Origin of the sequence: Burkholderia sp. AU33423 (genome assembly GCF_002223135.1) — a bacterium.
Classification (GTDB): domain Bacteria; phylum Pseudomonadota; class Gammaproteobacteria; order Burkholderiales; family Burkholderiaceae; genus Burkholderia; species Burkholderia lata_D.
Genome location: NZ_NKFH01000004.1, coordinates 492,701 through 513,030, shown reverse-complemented (window position 1 = coordinate 513,030; position 20,330 = coordinate 492,701). Strand labels below are relative to the sequence as shown.

The 20,330-nt window shown below is 67.1% G+C and carries 21 protein-coding genes and 2 tRNA genes; 11 read left to right on the top strand and 12 right to left on the bottom strand.

Features of this window, described 5'->3' with window-relative positions; genetic code table 11:
* Positions 1–63: 63 nt before the first annotated feature.
* Genes rpoZ through CFB50_RS05050 form a run of 3 tightly spaced genes read right to left on the bottom strand, consistent with a single transcriptional unit; the run spans position 64 to position 1,939 of the window.
* A complete protein-coding gene (gene rpoZ, locus CFB50_RS05060; RefSeq protein WP_006025620.1) occupies positions 64–267 on the bottom strand; it encodes a DNA-directed RNA polymerase subunit omega in 204 nt (67 codons plus the stop codon).
* Between the two features lie 58 nt (positions 268–325).
* On the bottom strand, positions 326–1,009 hold the full coding sequence (gene gmk, locus CFB50_RS05055; RefSeq protein ID WP_069247393.1) for a guanylate kinase: 684 nt from the start codon (positions 1,007–1,009) through the stop codon (positions 326–328).
* Positions 1,010–1,015: 6 nt separating this feature from the next.
* Positions 1,016–1,939: a YicC/YloC family endoribonuclease gene (locus tag CFB50_RS05050; RefSeq protein WP_011351283.1), complete on the bottom strand. Its 924-nt coding sequence runs from the start codon at positions 1,937–1,939 to the stop codon at positions 1,016–1,018.
* A gap of 174 nt (positions 1,940–2,113) precedes the next feature.
* Here CFB50_RS05050 and rph point away from each other — a divergent pair, with 174 nt between their 5' ends.
* The 9 genes from rph (at position 2,114) to CFB50_RS05000 (ending at position 8,636) form a co-directional block, all read left to right on the top strand.
* Positions 2,114–2,845 (top strand): ribonuclease PH, encoded by a 732-nt coding sequence (gene rph / locus CFB50_RS05045; RefSeq protein ID WP_069247391.1) that lies wholly within the window; start codon positions 2,114–2,116, stop codon positions 2,843–2,845.
* A gap of 1 nt (position 2,846) precedes the next feature.
* Positions 2,847–3,473 (top strand): RdgB/HAM1 family non-canonical purine NTP pyrophosphatase, encoded by a 627-nt coding sequence (gene rdgB / locus CFB50_RS05040; RefSeq protein ID WP_027788105.1) that lies wholly within the window; start codon positions 2,847–2,849, stop codon positions 3,471–3,473.
* 34 nt (positions 3,474–3,507) lie between these two features.
* A complete protein-coding gene (gene hemW, locus CFB50_RS05035; protein ID WP_089445133.1) occupies positions 3,508–4,722 on the top strand; it encodes a radical SAM family heme chaperone HemW in 1,215 nt (404 codons plus the stop codon).
* Positions 4,723–4,765: 43 nt separating this feature from the next.
* A tRNA-Ser gene (locus CFB50_RS05030) sits at positions 4,766–4,853 on the top strand.
* A 142-nt stretch (positions 4,854–4,995) separates the two neighbouring features.
* Positions 4,996–5,391, top strand: a complete 396-nt coding sequence (locus CFB50_RS05025) for a hypothetical protein (RefSeq protein WP_089445132.1) — start codon at positions 4,996–4,998, stop codon at positions 5,389–5,391.
* 236 nt (positions 5,392–5,627) lie between these two features.
* Complete coding sequence (locus tag CFB50_RS05020; protein ID WP_089445131.1) at positions 5,628–5,921, top strand: hypothetical protein; 294 nt, start codon at positions 5,628–5,630, stop codon at positions 5,919–5,921.
* Between the two features lie 335 nt (positions 5,922–6,256).
* Positions 6,257–6,748, top strand: a complete 492-nt coding sequence (locus CFB50_RS05015) for an energy transducer TonB family protein (RefSeq protein ID WP_089445130.1) — start codon at positions 6,257–6,259, stop codon at positions 6,746–6,748.
* A gap of 293 nt (positions 6,749–7,041) precedes the next feature.
* The gene (locus tag CFB50_RS05005; protein ID WP_089445129.1) at positions 7,042–8,352 is read left to right on the top strand and encodes an MFS transporter; all 1,311 of its coding nucleotides are present in this window, start codon (positions 7,042–7,044) and stop codon (positions 8,350–8,352) included.
* A 104-nt stretch (positions 8,353–8,456) separates the two neighbouring features.
* The gene (locus CFB50_RS05000) at positions 8,457–8,636 is read left to right on the top strand and encodes a hypothetical protein (protein WP_039343411.1); all 180 of its coding nucleotides are present in this window, start codon (positions 8,457–8,459) and stop codon (positions 8,634–8,636) included.
* Between the two features lie 19 nt (positions 8,637–8,655).
* Here CFB50_RS05000 and waaC read toward each other — a convergent pair whose 3' ends face one another.
* The gene (gene waaC, locus CFB50_RS04995; protein ID WP_089445128.1) at positions 8,656–9,654 is read right to left on the bottom strand and encodes a lipopolysaccharide heptosyltransferase I; all 999 of its coding nucleotides are present in this window, start codon (positions 9,652–9,654) and stop codon (positions 8,656–8,658) included.
* Positions 9,655–9,823: 169 nt separating this feature from the next.
* On the opposite strand from waaC, the gene CFB50_RS04990 reads away from it, so the two are divergent.
* Complete coding sequence (locus CFB50_RS04990) at positions 9,824–11,383, top strand: chloride channel protein (protein ID WP_089445127.1); 1,560 nt, start codon at positions 9,824–9,826, stop codon at positions 11,381–11,383.
* A gap of 116 nt (positions 11,384–11,499) precedes the next feature.
* Here the strand turns inward: CFB50_RS04990 and CFB50_RS04985 are convergent, their stop codons facing one another.
* From CFB50_RS04985 to CFB50_RS04965, 5 genes are all read right to left on the bottom strand, one after another.
* On the bottom strand, positions 11,500–11,901 hold the full coding sequence (locus CFB50_RS04985; RefSeq protein WP_089445126.1) for a YXWGXW repeat-containing protein: 402 nt from the start codon (positions 11,899–11,901) through the stop codon (positions 11,500–11,502).
* 160 nt (positions 11,902–12,061) lie between these two features.
* Entirely contained in the window at positions 12,062–12,316 is a 255-nt protein-coding gene (gene minE, locus CFB50_RS04980; protein ID WP_006476634.1) for a cell division topological specificity factor MinE, read from the bottom strand.
* A 12-nt stretch (positions 12,317–12,328) separates the two neighbouring features.
* Positions 12,329–13,144 (bottom strand): septum site-determining protein MinD, encoded by an 816-nt coding sequence (gene minD / locus CFB50_RS04975; RefSeq protein ID WP_046545140.1) that lies wholly within the window; start codon positions 13,142–13,144, stop codon positions 12,329–12,331.
* A 59-nt stretch (positions 13,145–13,203) separates the two neighbouring features.
* Positions 13,204–13,977, bottom strand: a complete 774-nt coding sequence (gene minC / locus CFB50_RS04970) for a septum site-determining protein MinC (protein WP_089445125.1) — start codon at positions 13,975–13,977, stop codon at positions 13,204–13,206.
* A 169-nt stretch (positions 13,978–14,146) separates the two neighbouring features.
* On the bottom strand, positions 14,147–14,659 hold the full coding sequence (locus tag CFB50_RS04965; RefSeq protein WP_027788116.1) for a GNAT family N-acetyltransferase: 513 nt from the start codon (positions 14,657–14,659) through the stop codon (positions 14,147–14,149).
* A gap of 669 nt (positions 14,660–15,328) precedes the next feature.
* Here CFB50_RS04965 and CFB50_RS04960 point away from each other — a divergent pair.
* A complete protein-coding gene (locus CFB50_RS04960) occupies positions 15,329–16,489 on the top strand; it encodes an alkane 1-monooxygenase (protein ID WP_089445124.1) in 1,161 nt (386 codons plus the stop codon).
* Positions 16,490–16,591: 102 nt separating this feature from the next.
* Here CFB50_RS04960 and CFB50_RS04955 read toward each other — a convergent pair whose 3' ends face one another.
* The 3 genes from CFB50_RS04955 to serS form a co-directional block, all read right to left on the bottom strand.
* Complete coding sequence (locus tag CFB50_RS04955; protein ID WP_089445123.1) at positions 16,592–18,127, bottom strand: methyl-accepting chemotaxis protein; 1,536 nt, start codon at positions 18,125–18,127, stop codon at positions 16,592–16,594.
* A 513-nt stretch (positions 18,128–18,640) separates the two neighbouring features.
* Positions 18,641–18,731: transfer RNA gene (locus CFB50_RS04950), tRNA-Ser, on the bottom strand.
* Positions 18,732–18,848: 117 nt separating this feature from the next.
* On the bottom strand, positions 18,849–20,150 hold the full coding sequence (gene serS, locus CFB50_RS04945; RefSeq protein WP_089445122.1) for a serine--tRNA ligase: 1,302 nt from the start codon (positions 20,148–20,150) through the stop codon (positions 18,849–18,851).
* Positions 20,151–20,330: the final 180 nt, after the last annotated feature.

Sequence of the window (20,330 nt, the reverse complement as noted above, 5' to 3'; positions counted from 1 at the left end):
ATTCGCCTCCAGGTCGAGTCGTTGCGCGCGTGGATTACATGGCTGGAACGGGCCGGATGCGCGTTACACCGGCACCTTCTTCAGCATCTCGACGCCGACCTGGCCGGCAGCGATTTCGCGCAGCGCGACGACGGTCGGCTTGTCGCGGCTTTCGATCTTCGGCGTATGGCCTTGCGCGAGCTGCCGCGCGCGATAGGTGGCGGCGAGCGCCAGTTCGAAGCGGTTCGGGATTTGCTTCAGGCAGTCTTCGACGGTAATGCGAGCCATGTTGGTAATTCCTTCTGAATATAGTCCTTATTCTACCTTATGTCCCTCGTCCCCCGCGTCATTCCGCGTGGGGCAGATGGATGCCGAGCTCGATGAACAGCTCCGTGTGTCGAGCGTACTGCGAAGCAAAACGCAAGCGCGTGGCCGCGACGATGCATTCGAGCTCCGCGAGGGCACGCTCGAAATTCTCGTTGATCACCACGTATTCCGCTTCCGACGCGTGCGCGATCTCGCTGCCGGCGGCCAGCAGGCGTCGCGTGATCACGTTCGGCTCGTCCTGGCCGCGCTTCTTCAGGCGCTCCTCGAGCGCGTCGAGCGACGGCGGCAGGATGAAGATGCCGACTGCGTTGCGGAACTGCTTCTTCACCTGCAGCGCACCCTGCCAGTCGATCTCGAGCAGCACGTCGTGGCCGTTCTTCATCTGCTCTTCGATCCAGACGCGCGACGTGCCGTAGTAGTTGCCGTGCACTTCCGCGCTCTCGAGGAATTCGTGCGCCGCGTGACGCGTGCGGAAATCCTCGACCGTCGTGAAGTGATAGTGCTGGCCGTCCTGCTCGCCCGGGCGCGGCTTGCGCGTCGTGTACGAGATCGACAGGCAGATGTCGCTGTCCTTCGACAGCAGCGCATTCACGAGCGTCGACTTGCCGGCGCCCGACGGCGCGACGACCATGAACAGGTTGCCGGGATAGACGCCGCCGTGCAGCGAATGCGACGCGTGAGCGTCGCGATGAGATTCCGTCATGTTGCTTTACTCCAGGTTTTGCACTTGCTCGCGCATCTGCTCGATCAACAGCTTGAGCGCCATCGATGCGTCGGCGAGTTCCTTCGCCGCCGCCTTCGAGCCGAGCGTGTTCGCTTCGCGATTCAGTTCCTGCATCATGAAGTCGAGACGCTTGCCGACGCGGCCGCCCTTCTCGATCACATGGCGCGTTTCGTTCAGGTGTGCGGTGAGCCGCGACAGCTCTTCCGCGATGTCGATCCGGATCCCGTACATCGTCACTTCCTGACGAATGCGCTCCGCGGCTTCCTCGCGCGTGACGATCGTCGAGCTGCCTTCGGGCGCCGCGATGCCGAGCGCCTCCTGCAGCCGTTCGACGATCTTCTGCTGGTGCTTCGCGATCAGCTCCGGCACGAGCGGCGTGATGCGCGCGACGATCGCTTCCATCTCGGTGACGTTCGACAGCAGCATCGTCGCCAGTTGCGCGCCTTCGCGCGAACGCACGACGACGAGCTCGCCGATCGCTTCCTTGCCGCACGCGAGCACCGCCTCGCGGATCGCATCAGCCGACACGCCGCTCTCGGCGATCACGCCGGGCCAGCGCAGGATCTCGCCCGCGCGCAGGCGGCCGACGCCCGGGAACGAGTCGAGCACCGAGCGCTCGAGCTCGGCGAGCTGGCCGAGCGCGGACTGGTTCAGCGCGCCCGCGCCGATGCTCTGCTCGCCGCGCTGCAGGTTGATGCGGATATCGACCTTGCCGCGCGACAGCTTGTTCATCAGCATTTCGCGCAGCGCGGGTTCGCACGCGCGCACGTCGTCCGGCATCCGGAAATTCAGGTCGAGGAAGCGCGAGTTCACGGTGCGCAGTTCGACCGACACGCTGGTGCCGCCGTTGCCGGTGGCCGTCGCGAGTTCGCGCGTCGCGCTCGCGTAGCCCGTCATGCTGTAGATCATGGTTCGTCTCGCCGTTCTGGGTGCCCTCGCGGGCGGGGATATGTCGAGGCGCCCGGCGCATCGGAAAGCGCGGGGCGGGAAGCGCGCATTATCCCATTTTTGCGGACCACCCCGCCGGGCACGCCCGCCGTTCGGCGCTAAAATCGGGGTTTCCTCTCGTTCCGCGATTCCCACATGACGTCCTCCGTTTCCCGCCCGAGCGGCCGCCGCGCCGACGCACTGCGCAAGGTCGCCCTTACGCGCCACTACACGAAACATGCCGAAGGCTCGGTGCTGGTCGAATTCGGCGACACCAAGGTGCTCTGCACCGCGAGCGTCTCCGAGCGCGTGCCCGACTTCCTGCGCGACCGCGGGCAAGGCTGGCTGACCGCCGAATACGGGATGCTGCCGCGCGCGACGCATACGCGCAGCGACCGCGAAGCCGCCCGCGGCAAGCAGACCGGCCGCACGCAGGAAATTCAGCGCCTGATCGGCCGCGCGCTGCGCGCGGTGTTCGACCTGGAAGCGCTCGGCCCGCGCACGATCCACATCGACTGCGACGTGATCCAGGCCGACGGCGGCACGCGCACGGCGAGCATCACCGGCGCGTTCGTCGCCGCGCACGACGCCGTGTCGAAGCTGATCGCGGCCGGCAAGCTCACGCGCTCGCCGATCACCGACCACGTCGCCGCGATCTCGGTCGGCGTGTACCAGGGCGCCCCCGTGCTCGATCTCGATTACGCGGAAGATTCGCAGTGCGACACCGACATGAACGTCGTGATGACGGGCGCCGGCGGTTTCGTCGAAGTCCAGGGCACGGCTGAAGGCGTGCCGTTCTCGCGCGCCGAGATGAACGCGCTGCTCGACCTCGCGCAAGGCGGGATCGCCGAGCTCGTGCAGCGCCAGAAAGACGTGCTGGGCGCCTGACATGCCGGACGACCACACCATCGCGCCGCTGTCGCGCATCGTTCTTGCGTCGAACAACGCCGGCAAGCTGCGCGAATTCACCGCGCTGTTCTCGACGGTCGGCATCGAGATCGTCCCGCAGGGCGACCTTGCCGTGCCGGAAGCGGAGGAGCCGTTCGGCACCTTCATCGAGAATGCGCTGACGAAGGCACGCCATGCGTCGCGGCTCACCGGGCTGCCGGCGATCGCCGACGATTCGGGCCTGTGCGTGCGCGTGCTGCGCGGCGCGCCGGGCGTCTATTCGGCGCGCTACGCGCAGCGCGCGGGCCGTGACAAGGGCGACGCGGCGAACAACGCGTATCTCGTCGAGCAGCTGCGCGGCGTCGACGACCGGCGCGCATACTACTGCTGCGTGCTCGCGCTTGTGCGCCACGCGGACGACCCCGAACCGCTGTTCGCCGAAGGGCGCTGGGCGGGCGAAATCGTCGATACGCCGCGCGGCGAGCACGGATTCGGCTATGACCCGTATTTCTACCTGCCGTCGCTCGGCGCGACGGCCGCCGAACTCGAGCCGGCCGTGAAGAACACGCACAGCCATCGCGCGCTGGCGCTGAAGGCGCTGCTGGCGCGGCTCGCGGAGGAAGCATGAGCACGCCCGATACCCGTTCGCCAACGGAGGCCGCATGAGCCAGGCCGCGGAAACCGGCGCGCGCGTCGTCGCGACCTTCACGTCGCCCGGCCAGGTGCGGCTCACGTCGCTGCCGCCGCTCGCGCTGTACGTGCATTTCCCGTGGTGCGTGCGCAAGTGCCCGTACTGCGATTTCAATTCGCACGAGTGGAAGGGCGAACGGTTTCCGGAAACCGACTATCTCGACGCGCTGCGCGCCGATCTCGAGCAGGCGCTGCCGCTCGTGTGGGGCCGCCAGGTGCATACGGTATTCATCGGCGGCGGCACGCCGAGCCTGCTGTCGGCGGCCGGCCTCGACCGGATGCTGTCCGACGTGCGTGCGCTGCTGCCGCTCGACGCCGATGCCGAGATCACGCTCGAGGCGAATCCGGGCACGTTCGAGGCCGCGAAGTTCGCGCAGTTCCGCGCCAGCGGCGTGAATCGCCTGTCGGTCGGGATCCAGAGCTTCAACGAGACGCACCTGAAGGCGCTCGGCCGGATTCACGACACCACGCAGGCACGCGCCGCGGTCGAGATCGCCGCGAAGAACTTCGACAACTTCAACCTCGACCTGATGTTCGCGCTGCCGAACCAGACGCTCGACGAATGCCGCACCGACATCGAGACCGCACTGTCGTACGCGCCGCCGCATCTGTCGCTGTATCACCTGACGCTCGAGCCGAATACGCTGTTCGCGAAGTTCCCGCCGGTCGTGCCCGACGACGACGCGTCGGCCGACATGCAGGAATGGATTCACGCGCGCACCGCCGAGGCCGGTTACGGACGCTACGAAGTGTCCGCGTATGCGAAGCCGAATCATCAGTGCAAGCACAACCTGAACTACTGGCGCTTCGGCGACTATCTCGGGATCGGTGCGGGCGCACACACGAAGCTGTCGTTCCCGAACCGGATCCTGCGGCAGGCACGCTACAAGCATCCGGCGACCTTCATCGAGCAGGCGATGGCCGGCACGGCCGTGCAGGAGGAACGTGAAGTCGGCGCACGCGACCTACCGTTCGAGTTCATGCTGAACACGCTGCGGCTCGTCGAGGGCTTCCCCGTGCACAGCTTCGCCGAACGCACGGGCCTGCCGATGAGCACGATCGAGCCAGCGCTGCAGGAAGCGGAACGGCGCGGGCTGATCGCGCGCGATTTCGCGCAGATCGCGCCGACGCCGCTGGGCCAGCGTTTCCTCAACGACCTGCAGGAATTGTTCCTGCGCGACGATTGAAGGATGAACCACGCGGCATTTCGGTTACAATGCCGCCTCGTGTGGAAGCGTGGCCGAGCGGTTTAAGGCACCGGTCTTGAAAACCGGCGACGGGAAACTGTCCGTGAGTTCGAATCTCACCGCTTCCGCCAGGAAGTTCGCCAAACCCCGTCCATTCACCGAATGACGGGGTTTTTTGTTGGTCCGCGCACACCCATCCCCCACGTTCCGACACGTCGAGCCGGATGCCGCTACAATCCGGCGCTCCGATTCGCGAAACGGGAAACCCACGTCATGAAGCCCTTCATCGTCTCGTCGCTCGCCGCGCTGCTGGTTGCCGTCAGCACGCAGGCGACGGCCGACACCGCCGCCGGCAGCGACGCGCAAGCGTCGTGCGCGATCGCCTACGTGAGCGGCGTCGGCGGTTCGCCGCGCGGCCTGAGCGAATACCTCGCGAGTCCGTCGCCGTACAACTACCTGAAGGACAACGACCTCCAGTGCAAGGTGGGCGACGATGGACGCACGTCGAACTGCACCGGCGTGACCTACCTCCGGAACGAACAGGTCAGCGTGTACGACGATTCCGATCCGGCGACGCTGACCGTCGTGGCGCGTGTGGAGCTCGACCACGGCCAGAAATACCCGGTGATCATCGTCGTGCAGCGCAAGGACGCGCGCTGCAAGCAATGATGCAGCGCCGCGCGCGAGCCCGTCCGCCGAAACGGCACGGGCGTTCGCGCCGGCCCTCGCGCGGCACCTGAGCTGCGGGCACCGGCAGCGGCCCGCCATCGCATCGCACCGCGCCGGAAGCCATCCTCCCGGCCGGCCGCTCGATCACCTAGAATTCGATCAACACGGCGACACGACCGCCGCCGCGTACTCGATGCCGCGCGCGCCACCCCTGCGTGCGGTACACGGAGATCGCCATGACCGAACTGTCGACACCGGCGGAACACGTCGATTACGAAGGCTTCGAGGTCCATGTCGTGCCGGCCGTCGTGCCCGGCAACGACACGCGCTATACCTACACCGGTTACGTGTGCCATCCGGGTGCGAATCCCGCATTGCCCGGCCACGCGGTGCCCTTCCATGCGGACGGCGAGGAAAGCTTCGCGAGCCTCGATGAAGCCGTCCACGAAGCCGTGCTCATCGGCAAGAGCATCATCGACGGCACGCACCCCGACCTGTCGATCCTGTCACTCGTGACGCACGGCTTCTGAACCGGGCGGCACGCATCGCCGAAGATGGCGCGGGCGACCGCCGCGGTGCTGCCTGCGGCAACCCGCTGCGCTCGCGCCGGACCATCGCCACGCGCCTGCGTGCCACACGCGTCCCTCGCGTTTCTTTCAACCTTGCAACACGCACGCCGGGATGCACACGTGCGGCAGTCACGCGAGCGTGCCGTCATATGTCACGTCACATCGCGATGCGCGAGCGCACGCCTTCTGTCATCAGCGATCGCATCATCCGGCATCGCCCGTTATGCGTTTCTCCCGATATCGGCTCGCGTCCGTGCGCCTATCATTTTTTTATAGTCACTTCCGGCTAGCCTCCCATGCGCCCACTTCCCCGTTTGCATGTCGACCGGCTGCGTGCAGTTGCGCTGACCGTCGTCGCCATGCTCGCGGCGTGCACGATCACGCCGCCTCCGTCGCTGCACTCGATCCTGACGATTCCGTCGATCACCCGCAGCGGCAACCTCGACCAGTACCGCGTCGAAGTCGCGCACCGTGTCGCCGAACGCAATCCGTCCGGCATGCTGCACGGCGTACCACAGGCCATGCTCCGCTCGCTCGTCGTCGTGGCCTTCACCGTCGATGGCAGCGGCCGGCTCGTCAACGCGTCCGTCTATCGCAGCAACGGCGACAGCGAAGCGGAAGCACTCGCGCTCGCGTCGCTGCGCCGCTCGGCGCCGCTGCCGCCGCCGCCGTCGCGACTGCTCGACGGCAACGGCCGGCTCGAAATGATGGAAGGCTGGCTCTTCAACGACGACGGCCACTTCCAGTTGCAAAGCACCGCGTCGGCGCAGGCGCAATCGATCGACTGAGCGGTCGCCGCCCCGCGATTGGCGGTGCGCGGCGGCGCTGGCTATAATTTTCCGCAGTCGCGCGGCCATCACGCCGCGCGCGCGTTCGTGCGCCCCACCCGGCATGCGAGCCGACCACGCCGGCACCGGGCGGCGGCGACGTACCCGTCTCCATCGTCGACCGGCGGGTGACGTCCGCGCCCCGGCGCGCGTCCACGCCGCCACCACATCATCCGGTCGGCTGCCCCCGGCAGGCATCCGCCTGCCCGACCGCACGCTCAGCCGACCGCCCCAACGACAAAACGGAGACATCCATGTCCGCATCCCCCCCGGCCGTTGCACACGCAACCGGTTCGGCCGGCGCCGTCAGCCACCGGCGCATCGTGTTCGCCAGCTTCATCGGCACCGCAATCGAGTTCTACGATTTCTACGTGTACGCAACGGCCGCTGCGCTCGTCATCGGCCCCGTGTTTTTCCCGCACGGCTCGGCGACCGCACAGGCGCTGTCCGCCTTCGTCACGTTCGGCATCGCGTTCATCGCACGCCCGATCGGCTCGTTCCTGTTCGGGCACTTCGGCGACCGCATCGGCCGCAAGTCGACGCTCGTCGCATCGCTGCTGGTGATGGGCGTATCCACCACCGCCATCGGCTTCGTGCCCGGCTACGACGCAATCGGCGCGCTCGCGCCCGTGCTGCTGTGCGTGCTGCGCTTCGGCCAGGGGATCGGCCTCGGCGGCGAATGGGGCGGTGCCGCGCTGCTCGCGACCGAGCACGCGCCGCAGGGCAAGCGCGGCTGGTTCGGAATGTTCCCGCAGCTCGGGCCGTCGGTCGGCTTCCTGATGTCGAACGGGCTGTTCTTCGCGCTCGCGCTGTCGCTGTCGGACGAGCAGTTCCGCAGCTGGGGCTGGCGCATCCCGTTCCTGGTCAGTGCGGTGCTCGTCGCGCTCGGCCTGTACGTGCGGCTCAAGATCACCGAAACGCCCGCGTTCCAGGCCGCGCTCGATCGCAACGAGCGCGTGCGCGTGCCGGTCGCGACGCTGATCACGCATCACTGGCGGCCGACGCTGCTCGGTGCGCTCGCGATGGTCGTCTGCTACACGCTGTTCTACATCTCGACGGTGTTCTCGCTGTCGTACGGCGTGTCGGCGCTGCATATTCCGCGCCAGAGCTTCCTCGGCCTGCTGTGCTTCGCGGTCGTGTTCATGGGGCTCGCGACACCGCTGTCCGCATGGGCATCGGACCGCTTCGGCCGCAAGCCGGTGCTCGTCGTGGGCGCAATCGCCGCGCTGCTGTCGGGTTTCGCGATGGAGCCGCTGCTCGGCAGCGGCTCGATGCCGCTCGTCGCGCTGTTCCTGACGATCGAGCTGTTCCTGATGGGCGTGACGTTCGCGCCGATGGGCGCGCTGCTGCCGGAGCTGTTCCCGACCAACGTCCGCTACACGGGCGCGGGCGTCGCGTACAACCTCGGCGGGATCCTCGGCGCGTCGATCGCGCCGTATATCGCGCAACTATTGGCGGCGCGCGGCGGGCTGTCGTGGGTCGGCGGTTATGTATCGGTTGCGGCGGCAATCAGCCTGATCGGCGTGCTGCTGATGCGCGAGACGCGCGACGCATCGCTCGTCTGAGACTCCGGGGCGCCCCGGGTTGTGCGGCGGTCGGCGCTGCCTATACTCGATCCTGGGTGCGCCATTGCGCGCCCCCGGGATCCCGCCCCAAAGGAGCCGCCGCCATGAACATCCGCCTCGGCAATGCCGATCTCGTCCTGATCCTCGCGCTTGCGCTGGGCGGCGCGATCCTGCTCGCGATGCGCTTCCGGCCGCAGACGTGGCGCGGCCTCGTGTTCGAGGCGCTGCTGGCGAATCTGGCGGCCGTCGCCGCCGTCGTCACGGTCGAGGCGCTGCTCGCCTGAACCGGCACACCCCGCTTCGTCAGGCGGTCAACCGCGCGCGCAGGGCGCCGTAGGCCGGGCCGACCGTATCGATCGCGTCCAGCGCCTCGTCGACCGACGGCATCGTGCCCGGCTCGCCGATCGACAGTGCATTCGGTGCGCCGCCGATCCCGCAATGGTGGCGCGACGTCGCGACGAAAATCATCACGGTCGGCCGCTGCAGCGCGTGCGCCATGTGTACGAACCCCGTATCGACCCCCACCACGAGCGCAGCCCGGCCGAGCGCCGCGCCGAGCTCGCGCACCGTCATCGCGGGCAGCACGACCGAACCCGGCGCGCGTGCGGCAATGTCCTGCGCATCGTCATGCTCGGCAGCCGATCCCCACGGCAACAGCACGCGTACGCCACGCGCCATCATCTGCGTGGCGAGCGCGGCCCAGCGGTCGGCCGGCCATTTCTTGTCGGGGTTGGACGTCGCATGGAACAGCAGCATGAATGGGGCGCCATCGGTCACGGCGGCCGGCAGGTTCACGTCCCGCGGCGGGACGATGCCGTACGTGGCAATACCCTCGGGCGCGTAGCCGAGCGCCTCGCCGGCGCTCACGCGCATCCCGTGCCACGCGTCGCAGTCCGGCCGCGGGCCGAAACGATGCGAATACGCGAAGCGTGCGCCCGTTTCGCCGAGATCCTGCGTCTGGTAGCCGACGCGGCGCGCGGCGCGCGCGAGTGCCGAAATGATCGCGCTCTTGTAGACGCCGTGCAGATCGATCACCGCATCGTAGCGGTGCGCCCGCAGCGCGCCGATCGATGCCGTGATCGCCTTCAGGTCGCCACGATTGCGCATCTTCTTGAAGCGGCGCAGCGGCGCGCACAGGACACGGCTGACGCCCGGATGCCAGCGCACGACCTCCGCGCACGATTCATCTACTGCCCAGTCGACCGTTACGCCGGGAAAGGCGCGATGCAGATCCGCGACGACGGGTAGCGTCTGGACGACGTCGCCGAGCGACGTCACTTTCACGATGAGGATACGTTTCACGATGTGTGGGGATAAGCCAGTCAATTTGGCATGCTCTCGATGGTTACATGCGCAGACATTACGTGAAATTACTTTTGCAACAAAATGCATCTCCTTTCGGGAACATTCTCGCTCCCCGCCCGCATCCGGTTCTTTTTATAATTCGATCTTTGCCTGCCGGCCCGCGCCGATGCCACGCCCCGCTCTTCCCGCCCTGTTTCCCGCCCTCACCCGCCGTTCGCTGAGGATCTGGCGCCAGTACGGCGTTTTCTGGCTCGGTGCGATCGTCGTCGGCCTCGCGGCCGTACTTTACGCGCGATTGATCGACTGGGGTTACGAAACCTTCCGCACGATGCGCGATCACGCCGCGTGGCTGCCGCTGCTGCTGACGCCGGCCATCGCCGCGGTGTCGGTATGGATCACGCGGCGCTTCTTCCGCGGCGCCGAGGGCAGCGGCATCCCGCAAGTGATCGCGACGCTGCATGCGCGCCCGAGCGCGTTCGGCTCCCGGCTGCTGACGCTGCGCATCCTGTTCGGCAAGGTGCTGGTGTCGTTCCTCGGCATCCTGGGCGGCTTCACGATCGGCCGCGAGGGGCCGACCGTGCAGGTCGGCGCGGCGCTGATGTTCAACCTGCGACGCTTCTACCCGCGCTCGAACGCGCAGATCGAACGCCAACTGGTGCTCGCCGGCGCGGCGGCCGGGCTGTCGGCCGCGTTCAATACGCCGCTCGCCGGGATCGTGTTCGCGATCGAGGAACTGACGCGCAGCTTCTCCGCGCGCGCCAGCGGCGTGCTGATCACCGCGATCATCCTCGCCGGTGTGGTCGCGCTCGGCCTGAACGGCAACTACACGTATTTCGGCACGATCGATGCTGGCCCCCATTTCCCGAAACTGCTGGCGCTCGCCGTGCTGGTCACCGCGATCGTCACGGGGATCGCAGGCGGCCTGTTCTGCTGGCTGCTGCTCAACACGGGGCGCTGGTTGCCCGCGCAACTGCTGGGCCTGTATCGCGAACGGCCGATCGCGTTCGCCGCGCTGTGCGGCTTCGCGATCGCCGTCGTCGGCCTCGTATCGGGCGGCACGACCTTCGGCAGCGGCTATGCCGAAGCGCGCGGCCTGCTCGACGGCAGCCAGCATCTGTCGGTGTTCTATCCGTTCCTGAAGATGATTTCGATGGTCGCGTCGTACCTGCCGGGCATCCCGGGCGGGATCTTCGCGCCGTCGCTGTCGATCGGCGCCGGGTTCGGCAACCTGCTGCACGTCGTGTTCAGCAACATGAGCCTGCCGATGCTGATCGCGCTCGCGATGGTCGGCTACATGGCGGCCGTCACGCAGTCGCCGATCACGTCGTTCGTGATCGTGATGGAGATGATCAACGGTCACGCGCTCGTGATTTCGCTGATGGCCACCGCGCTGGTGTCGAGCCGCGTGTCGCGCTTCTTCGCACCACCGCTCTACGAAACGCTCGCCCTGCGCTATCTCGCGCCGCCCGTCGCGGCCGCGGAACCGGCTGCGGCAACCGCGGCAAGCGCGACGGTGGCAACCGGCGTCACCGAGCCGCAGGACGCGGCCGCGGCGCCCGCCGATCCGCTCGATACGCTGCGCGACGAAGGCGGCAAGGGCGACGACGCGTCCCCCGCCGCCGCGCCGGCCGAAGGCGCAGCACATGCACCGGCACTGCACGACGACGAGCCGGCCGCAACCGGAACGAATGGCCCGGCACAGCCCGGCCCACGCGACGTTCAGTAGATCACGACGGGCGCCGGCCGGTAGTACACGGGCCGCGCCGGCACGACGATGCACCCGGCCAGCGTGATCGCGACGAGCACGATGGCGATTGCGGTTCTTTTCATCGTCCGCCTCCATCACGCCCAGTGGCCACGGGTCCAGAACCAGTTCGGACCGCGCTGGTCCCAATGGCCCGGCACCCATTGCATGCCGACGCGCTCGGCTTCCCAGTGGCCGCCGATCCACACGTAGCGGCCATGCTCCCAGTGCCAGTGCCCGCGATCCCACACGTAGCCCACGCGCGAGGCCGGCACGACCTCGTAGCGCACCGGCGGCGGCGCGTTCGGCGCGACGATCACGACTTCCTCGGTGCGCACGGCAACCGGCTGAGCGACGACCACGCGGCCCTGCGGCGCGATCACGGGGGTGCCGACGAGAATCTCGTCCGCATGCGCGGCAAGCGGCGCGACGACGGCTGACAGGTTCGCGGCAAGCAATGCGAGCGAAACGATACGACGTTGAACGGTAGAGACAGCCATCACAACCTCCTGGTTGAACAAGTTACGCGAGCGTATTCGTTCAATGCGGGAGGGGCGATTACGGCCGACAGATGCCGTGTTACGGCATGCCCGAAAGTGCAACAGGGCGTAAGACGCGCACGGCGGCGAGTGCCGCCGTGCGGAGGGATACCTGCAACGGTCAGGCTTGCGGGATCTCGATCTTCACTTCGAGGACTTCGAGATCGTCCTGGCGCTCGAGGCTCACGCGGATGTCATCGTCAGAAATATGGACGTACTTCGAGATGACCGCGACGAGCTCCTTCTGCAGCGCCGGTAGGTAATCGGCCGGCGGCCGGCCGCCGACGCGCTCGTGCGCGATGATGAGCTGCAGGCGCTCCTTCGCGACCGATGCGGACTTCTTCTTCTCACCGAGGAGAAACGAAAGGATGGACATGGGCGGCCTCCGTTACTTGCTGCCGAAGAGGCGCTGCAGCAGGCCCGGCTTCTGGTAATCGGTGAAGCGCAGCGGCTTGTCTTCGCCGAGGAAACGCGCGACGACGTCCTTGTACGCTTCCGCAACGTCGGTACCGTCGATATGCACGGCCGGCAGACCCTGGTTCGATGCATGCAGCACGGCTTCCGACTCGGGCACCACGCCGATCAGCTTGATGCGCAGGATCTCGCTGATGTCCTCGAGCGACAGCATCTCGCCTTCGCTGACGCGCTTCGGGCTGTAGCGCGTGATCAGCAGGTGTTCCTTGATCGGATCCTTGCCTTCGGTCGCGCGCTTCGTCTTCGACGACAGGATGCCGAGAATGCGATCCGAGTCACGCACCGACGACACTTCCGGGTTCGTGACGATCAGCGCTTCGTCCGCGAAGTACATCGCGTGCAGTGCACCCGCCTCGATACCGGCCGGCGAATCGCAGACGATGTATTCGAAGTCCATCGCGACCAGGTCGTTCAGCACCTTCTCGACGCCGTCACGCGTGAGCGCATCCTTGTCGCGCGTCTGCGACGCCGGCAGGATGAACAGGTTCTCGCACTTCTTGTCCTTGATCAGCGCCTGGTTCAGGTTCGCTTCGCCCTGGATCACGTTCACGAGGTCGTACACCACGCGGCGCTCGCAGCCCATGATGAGATCGAGGTTGCGCAGGCCGACGTCGAAGTCGATCACGGCCGTCTTGTGGCCGCGCAGCGCGAGACCGGACGCAAAGCTCGCGCTCGTCGTCGTCTTGCCCACGCCGCCCTTGCCCGAGGTCACCACGATGATTTTTGCCATTTACCCAATACCCTGTGTTCGTCAATGAGAGCCGATCGATCCGGAGCGCACCGCGTGTTTTACGTCAGGCGCAGCGGTTCGATCATCAGTTTTTCCTCTTCGAGCCGGATCTGCACCGATTTGCCCAGTACTTCGGCGGGCAACGGGTTCTCGGTCGTTCGATAGATACCCGCGATCGAAATCAGTTCCGGCTCGAGACACGTGCAGAAAATGCGCGCGTCGTGATTGCCGTGCACGCCCGCGAGTGCGCGGCCGCGCAACGGCGCGTAGATGTGGATATTGCCTTCCGCGATGATCTCCGCGCCGTGACTGACCGGCGCGAGCACCACGAGGTCCCCTTTCGCGTAAATCTGCTGCCCCGAACGCAACGGCCGGTCGATCACGAGCGTCTGGCCGCCCGCGTGCAACAGCGTCGGTGCGGGCTCCTGCGCCGGTTCGGCTGCCGGAGCGGCGGCGATTTCGGCGACGGGCGCCGGCGCCGGTTCCGCTTCGTCGGCGTGCTTCGCGGCCGGCGCACGGCGATCGCGCGCCTCGAGCAACGGCAGGCCGGCTTCCCCCGCCCAGCCCTGCGTGGCCAGCGCGACGACGCCCACCGGGCGCATCCGCACGTCGTTCAGCATCTGGCGGATGTCCGCCAGCGCGACGCGTTCGCCGTCAGCCAGGCGGCGGACGTCGATCGCGACGACATCGTCGGCGAAAAACTCGGGAGTCGCTTCGAAGCGCTTGACCAGTTCGGTACGCAACGCATCGAGATCGGTCGTCTTCACGGTGAACAGCAACGTATCGACCGATCCGCTGCGCAGCTCGAAGAATGGCGATTTTTTAAGCGACATGGACACTCTGCAAAAATTTTTTGCGTATTTTACAGGCGTCCACGCGCGCGGCCATTATTTTTGGGGAACCGGGTGGCGGCGACCCGGGCGGGCGCGCAACCGGCAAGCGGGCAGGCAGGCGGGCGACCGGATCTTCATCGCGCCGTGCGGCCCGCGTTCTGACGTCACGTCAGTGCTTCACCTGCGATACGTACAGCGATTTCATCGCGCCGGGCATCCGTGCGATCGGTGCGTGTTCGCCGGTGTTGCCGAAACCCGCCCGCTCGTAGAAGCGGATCGCGTTGCGGTTCGCATCGGCAATCCACGCGTAGACGTCCTGGGCGCCGCGTTCGGCGAGCCAAGCGGTGGCTGTCTCCAGCAGCAGCACGCCGCCGCGCAGATGACGCACCGCGTGCGCCACCCACAGCTCGCTGACGAACGCGCGCCGATCGGGCGTATTGTCGAAATACGCGCCGATCATGCCGGCCGGATGGCCTTCGGTATACAGCAGGAAAGTCGTCGATTCGTCGGACACGGCGCGCTGCGCGGCAATCGCCGACGCCGCGTCCGTTTCGACGTTCAGCAATTCGGCCTCCGGCGCTTCGCCGGGCGCGTAGGGCTCGCGCAGCGATGCAGCGCGGAGTTCGCGATACACGCCGCCCTGGTCGGCAACGATACGACGAACGGTCAAGGTCGAACTCATGCAGGCACAGCCCCCTTCGGACAGCAAGCTACTAGCTTCAACCGAAAGCGGGGCATGAGTCAAATCGTTATTTTCAAATGACAGCGCGAATCGAAAGGCGGCATGCACAGCCGGCGGCCCGGCGGCCAGCGGGTGTGCAGGTGCAGCATTACCAGGTCGATACGTGCCGCCGAAAGACGGTTGCGGCGGCCGGGTTCGACGCATGGCGGCGGTTGCCTTGCGACACGCGGCAGTGGGCCCGTCGGACCCCGTGGATTTCAGCGCGAAAGCCGTAATGATCCGTAAGATTGGCAACCCCGGAAATAGGTATCACGGGTACTGCCGCCTTCCGAATATTGCGTCGCAACATTTGTTGCGGCCCCGTGGCGCCGACACCCGCATACGTAACGACGCGCCATCCGTCTGACAAACCGGTCGCCCGTACGGGTCGATCCGGCGTTCCCCGCATGTTTCAATCAGCGTGCGCGGGCCCTCCCCTGCCTGCGCCGCGCACGCCCGTCCGTTTGGAGCCGCGCGCCTAGCGCCGGGGTTTGGCAAGCGTGCGCATGGGTCGTATAACAGGCAGAACCGGGTGACGATCCGGCAAAACCGCGCGTGCGTCGCGGACCAACGAGAATTCGAACAACCGTACAGGCGGCCGCCCTCGGGCTGGCCGGCAGGAGGGAGACAATGGCAATGACCAACGGATCGGCTTCGGGCTGGTCGGATGGCAAGCGTTACCTGTGGCTGCTCGGCGCGCTGACGATCACGCTGCCGATCCTCGCCGCCCAGCTCGCGCTGTCGACGGGCCTGCACGTGTTCTGGTGGTTCGGCCCGCTGTTCGCGTTCGGCGTGATCCCGGTCCTCGACACGCTGATCGGCGACGATCGCGACAACCCGCCCGAGGACGTCGTGCCGCATCTCGAACGGGAGCGCTACTACCGGTTGATCGTCTATCTCGCGACCGTCGTCGAATACGTAGCGTTCTTCGTGTGCGTCTGGATCGTCGGCACGCACGCGCTCGCCTGGTACGACTACGTCGGCTTCGCGCTGTCGCTCGGCGCCGCGACGGGCATCTCGATCAATACCGCGCACGAACTCGGGCACAAGACCAACCGCTTCGAGCGCTGGCTCGCGAAGATCACGCTCGCGCCGGTCGCATACGGCCACTTCTACGTCGAGCACAACCGCGGGCACCACGTGCGCGTCGCGACGGCGGAGGATCCGGCGAGCGCGCGCTACGGCGAATCGTTCTGGGCATTCCTGCCGCGCACCGTGACCGGCAGCATCCGCTCGGCGTGGCGGCTCGAGAAGGCACGCCTCGAACGGCTCGGGCATTCGCCGTGGACCTGGCGCAACGAGGTGCTGCACGCGTGGGCGATGACCGTCGTCGTGTGGGGCATCGCGATCGCGATGGCCGGCAAGGTCGTGATCCCGTTCCTCGTGATCCAGGCCGTCTACGGCGCGTCGCTGCTCGAAGTCGTGAACTACGTCGAGCATTACGGGCTCGGCCGCCGCAAGCTGCCGAACGGCCGCTACGAACGCTGCACGCCGCAGCATTCGTGGAACAGCAATCACGTCGTCACCAACCTGTTCCTGTACCAGTTGCAGCGGCACGCCGACCATCACGCGAATCCGACGCGCTCGTACCAGGCACTGCGCCACTTCGACGATGCGCCGCAACTGCCGGCCGGCTACGCGACGATGATCCTGTTCGCGTACGTGCCGCCGCTCTGGTATCGCGTGATGAATCCGCGCGTCGTCGCGCACTACGGCGGCAACATGGCGCAGTCGAACATCAAGCCGTCGATCCGCGCCCGGGTGCTCGCGCAATATCCGGCAGCGGCGTGATCGCGGGGGACGGGCCAGGGTCGATCGGCGCCGTTGCGCCGCTGAAAGCCGGCGCCGCGACGGCCCCGGTTCCATCGAAGTCCGGCGCGACAGCGGCCGCCGTCACGCCATTTCCGGTAGCCTGAACACGGCCACCGCATGCCGCAGCGCGCTCGCCTGCTCGGCCAGTGCCTGTGTCGCGGCCGAAGCCTGCTCGACGAGCGCCGCGTTGCGCTGCGTCGCCTCGTCCATCTGCGTCACCGCGATGTTCACCTGCTGGATGCCGCCGCTCTGCTCCTGCGACGCGGACGAGATCTCGCCGACGATCGTCGTGACGCGCTGCACCGCGCCGACGATCTCGTGAATCGATTCGCCCGCCCGGCCGATCAGCACGGCGCCCTCGTCGACCCGCTTCGTCGACTGCTCGATGAGCCCCTTGATCTCCTTCGCGGCAGCGGCGCTGCGCTGCGCGAGCGTGCGCACTTCCGCCGCGACGACCGCGAAGCCGCGCCCCTGTTCGCCCGCGCGAGCCGCCTCGACCGCTGCGTTCAGCGCGAGGATGTTGGTCTGGAACGCGATGCCGTCGATCACCGCGATGATCTCGCCAACCTTGGCGGAGCTGTCGGCAATGCCGTTCATCGTGCCGACGGCATCCGTCATCACGCCGCCGCCCGCCGCCGCGATGTTCGACGCGTCGTGCGCCAGCTGCGCCGCGTGCTGCGCGTGCTCGGCCGACTGGCGGACGATGCCCGTGAGTTCGGTCATGCTGGCAGCCGTCTCCTCGAGCGACGCGGCCTGTGCCTCGGTCCGCGCCGACAGGTCGTGATTGCCCGACGCGATCTGTGCGCTCGCCGTCGCGACGGCTTCGGCGTGCGTACGCACTTCGAGCACGACGCCCGACAGGCTCGTCTGCATGGCCTGCAACGCGCGCAGCAGATCGGCGATCTCGTCGCGGCCGGCCGCGTCGACGTCGCGCGTCAGGTCGCCTTCGGCGACGGCCTGCGCGCACGCCACCGCACGATCGAGCGGACGCAGGATCGCGCGGCTGAACAGGAACGCGCCGACCATCGCGACGCCGAGCACGACCAGCATCAGCACGAGGCTCGCGGTGGTTGCGTGCTGCGCGTCGCGGCTCGCCTGCGCCGACACCGCGGCGCTCTCGTCGGCGATCGACTTCGCGGCCCGCTCCAGTAGCGCCGCCGGCTCGCGGTCCACGCCCGCCACTGCGGCATCGCCCGCCGACGGCTCGAAGCCCGCAGCCTTGAACGCGTCGAACCCGCGCCGGTAACCCTCGCCCATCGCCGTATGCGCACGCATGAACTGCTCGACGAGCGAGCGGCTCTCGCCGGGCGGCAACTGGTGAACGAGCTGCGCAGCGAGCGTGTCGACCGTCCGCTCGCGCGTCTGGAACGCCTGCCAGTACTGGTCGAGTTTGCCGGGTTGCTTGCCGCGCAACAGCGTGTCCTTCCATTCCTGCACCTGCAGCTTGAACTGTACGAGCGTGGCCGACACGAGCCGTTCCTCGCCGACGTTCGTCTGCACGTCGTCGGCGAACGTATCGATCGACCGATTGAGAATGTGGATACCGTACAGCGCGCCACAGAACATCAGCAGCAGCGCGACAGCAAATGCGAGGGGAATCTTGTAGCTCAGCTTCATGGGACCTTGAATCGACGGGGAACGACGCGGTCCGGCACGGGTGCCGGCCGCCGCCTCGTGTTAACGGCGCGGGAAGCGCGGGCTTAAAGCTGAAGAATGCGGTAAAGGCCGGATGTACGGAACGAGGCCGGCCAGTGCGATCAGGTCGGCTGCGTCGCGCGCGGCCCGATTGTCGCGATCCTGCACGGCCCCGCCATCCAGCGGCGCACAACGACGATCGACAGCACGCCGAATACGATCCTCGCGATCACGTCGGACAGGTAGCGCCACCTTGGGTCGGCGTCGACACGATCATCGCGGCATTCAGCGCGATCGATGCTGCGTTTGCCATTCAGCGCGGCGGTATCGAGGGCGCGGCACGATCATGCATGCGGTGGGCGCCCTCGCACCAGCACGATCCGAATTGCCGGCAGTCGAGCGGTTGCCACTGCAACGGCTTGCGACACGACGCACGCACCGCGAACCCAAAACGAAAAACCCCTTGATCCTTCCGGATCAAGGGGCTTCGTATTTTGGCGGAGAGGGTGGGATTCGAACCCACGGTACGGGGAAACCGTACGCCTGATTTCGAGTCAGGTACATTCGACCACTCTGCCACCTCTCCTTCCTTGCTGCATCTCGCGGCTGGTCGTTTCCGCGAGAAAAAGATTATAAGACGATCGCTTCGTGCCTGACAAGCCCTTTCTGCAAAATTTTTTGCGAGGGCTTCGGGAGGCGTGCGTTACGACGCCTGTGCCGGTGCGTCGACCCGCTCCATGCCGCCCATGTACGGACGCAGCACTTCCGGCACCGTGACCGAGCCGTCCGCGTTCTGGTAGTTCTCCAGCACCGCGACGAGCGTGCGGCCGACGGCGAGACCCGAGCCGTTCAGCGTGTGCACGAGTTCCGGCTTGCCCTGCGCGTTGCGGAACCGCGCCTGCATCCGGCGCGCCTGGAACGCTTCGGTGTTCGAGCAGCTCGAGATCTCGCGATAGGTGTTCTGCGCAGGCAGCCACACTTCGAGGTCGAACGTCTTCGCGGCCGAGAAGCCCATGTCGCCCGTGCACAGCGTGATCACGCGGTACGGCAGGCCGAGCTTCTGCAGGATCGCTTCCGCATGGCCGACCATCTCGTCGAGCGCGGCGTAGGATGCTTCCGGCGCGACGACCTGCACCATCTCGACCTTGTCGAACTGGTGCTGGCGGATCATGCCGCGCGTGTCGCGGCCGTACGACCCGGCTTCCGAGCGGAAGCACGGGGAGTGCGCGGTCAGCTTGATCGGCAGTGCGGACGCGTCGACGATCGACTCGCGCACGGTGTTCGTCAGCGAGATTTCCGACGTGGAAATCAGGTATTGCGTGACCTTGTTCTCCTCGCCGCCCTTCTCGACGCGGAACATGTCGTCCGCGAACTTCGGCAGCTGGCCCGTGCCGTACAGGATCTCGGGGTTCACGATGTACGGCGTATACGTCTCGGTGTAGCCGTGCTGCAGCGTGTGCGTGTCGATCATGAACTGCGCGAGCGCGCGGTGCAGGCGCGCGATCGAGCCGCGCAGCATCGTGAAGCGCGCGCCGGCGAGCTTCGCGCCGGTTTCGAAATCGAGGCCGAGCGGCGTGCCGACGTCGACGTGATCCTTCACCTCGAAATCGAACTCGCGCGGCGTGCCCCAGCGGCGCACCTCGACGTTGTCGGCTTCGTCCTTGCCAACCGGCACGCTTTCGTGCGCGACGTTCGGCATGCCCAGCATCAGATCTGACAGGCGCGCCTGGATCTCGCCGAGCTTGGCTTCTCCCGCCTTCATTTCGTCGCCGATCCCGCCGACCTCGGCCATCACGGCCGACGTGTCCTCGCCCTTCCCCTTCATCGCGCCGATCTGCTTCGACAGGCTGTTGCGGCGCGCCTGGAGCTCTTCGGTGCGGGTCTGGATCGCGCGGCGTTCCGCTTCGAGCGCGGAGAAGGCGGCGACGTCGAGGGTGTAGCCGCGATCGGCGAGGCGCTTGGCGACGCCGTCGAGGTCTTTGCGCAGCAACTGGATGTCGAGCATGGGAGGACTTGGAGAATCGTTGTGTAAGACGGGAATTCTAACGCACCGCGGGGCCGCCACGGCACTGGCCGGACGGACAATGCTGCAAACGGGCGATGACCGTGGCGCGACGGCCATGGCAGTATCGCACTGCCGGTCCGCGCGTCGGCGCCCGCCAAATCGCGCGGCATCGACCCGCCG

Bases quoted from the DNA above. Each gene is read 5' to 3' on its own strand.
- rpoZ (WP_006025620.1), bottom strand. From the start codon at position 267: ATGGCTCGCATTACCGTCGAAGACTGCCTGAAGCAAATCCCGAACCGC.
- gmk (WP_069247393.1), bottom strand. From the start codon at position 1,009: ATGACGGAATCTCATCGCGACGCTCACGCGTCGCATTCGCTGCACGGC.
- CFB50_RS05050 (WP_011351283.1), bottom strand. From the start codon at position 1,939: ATGATCTACAGCATGACGGGCTACGCGAGCGCGACGCGCGAACTCGCG.
- rph (WP_069247391.1), top strand. From the start codon at position 2,114: ATGACGTCCTCCGTTTCCCGCCCGAGCGGCCGCCGCGCCGACGCACTG.
- rdgB (WP_027788105.1), top strand. From the start codon at position 2,847: ATGCCGGACGACCACACCATCGCGCCGCTGTCGCGCATCGTTCTTGCG.
- hemW (WP_089445133.1), top strand. From the start codon at position 3,508: ATGAGCCAGGCCGCGGAAACCGGCGCGCGCGTCGTCGCGACCTTCACG.
- CFB50_RS05025 (WP_089445132.1), top strand. From the start codon at position 4,996: ATGAAGCCCTTCATCGTCTCGTCGCTCGCCGCGCTGCTGGTTGCCGTC.
- CFB50_RS05020 (WP_089445131.1), top strand. From the start codon at position 5,628: ATGACCGAACTGTCGACACCGGCGGAACACGTCGATTACGAAGGCTTC.
- CFB50_RS05015 (WP_089445130.1), top strand. From the start codon at position 6,257: ATGCGCCCACTTCCCCGTTTGCATGTCGACCGGCTGCGTGCAGTTGCG.
- CFB50_RS05005 (WP_089445129.1), top strand. From the start codon at position 7,042: ATGTCCGCATCCCCCCCGGCCGTTGCACACGCAACCGGTTCGGCCGGC.
- CFB50_RS05000 (WP_039343411.1), top strand. From the start codon at position 8,457: ATGAACATCCGCCTCGGCAATGCCGATCTCGTCCTGATCCTCGCGCTT.
- CFB50_RS04990 (WP_089445127.1), top strand. From the start codon at position 9,824: ATGCCACGCCCCGCTCTTCCCGCCCTGTTTCCCGCCCTCACCCGCCGT.
- CFB50_RS04985 (WP_089445126.1), bottom strand. From the start codon at position 11,901: ATGGCTGTCTCTACCGTTCAACGTCGTATCGTTTCGCTCGCATTGCTT.
- minE (WP_006476634.1), bottom strand. From the start codon at position 12,316: ATGTCCATCCTTTCGTTTCTCCTCGGTGAGAAGAAGAAGTCCGCATCG.
- minD (WP_046545140.1), bottom strand. From the start codon at position 13,144: ATGGCAAAAATCATCGTGGTGACCTCGGGCAAGGGCGGCGTGGGCAAG.
- minC (WP_089445125.1), bottom strand. From the start codon at position 13,977: ATGTCGCTTAAAAAATCGCCATTCTTCGAGCTGCGCAGCGGATCGGTC.
- CFB50_RS04965 (WP_027788116.1), bottom strand. From the start codon at position 14,659: ATGAGTTCGACCTTGACCGTTCGTCGTATCGTTGCCGACCAGGGCGGC.
- CFB50_RS04960 (WP_089445124.1), top strand. From the start codon at position 15,329: ATGGCAATGACCAACGGATCGGCTTCGGGCTGGTCGGATGGCAAGCGT.
- CFB50_RS04955 (WP_089445123.1), bottom strand. From the start codon at position 18,127: ATGAAGCTGAGCTACAAGATTCCCCTCGCATTTGCTGTCGCGCTGCTG.
- serS (WP_089445122.1), bottom strand. From the start codon at position 20,150: ATGCTCGACATCCAGTTGCTGCGCAAAGACCTCGACGGCGTCGCCAAG.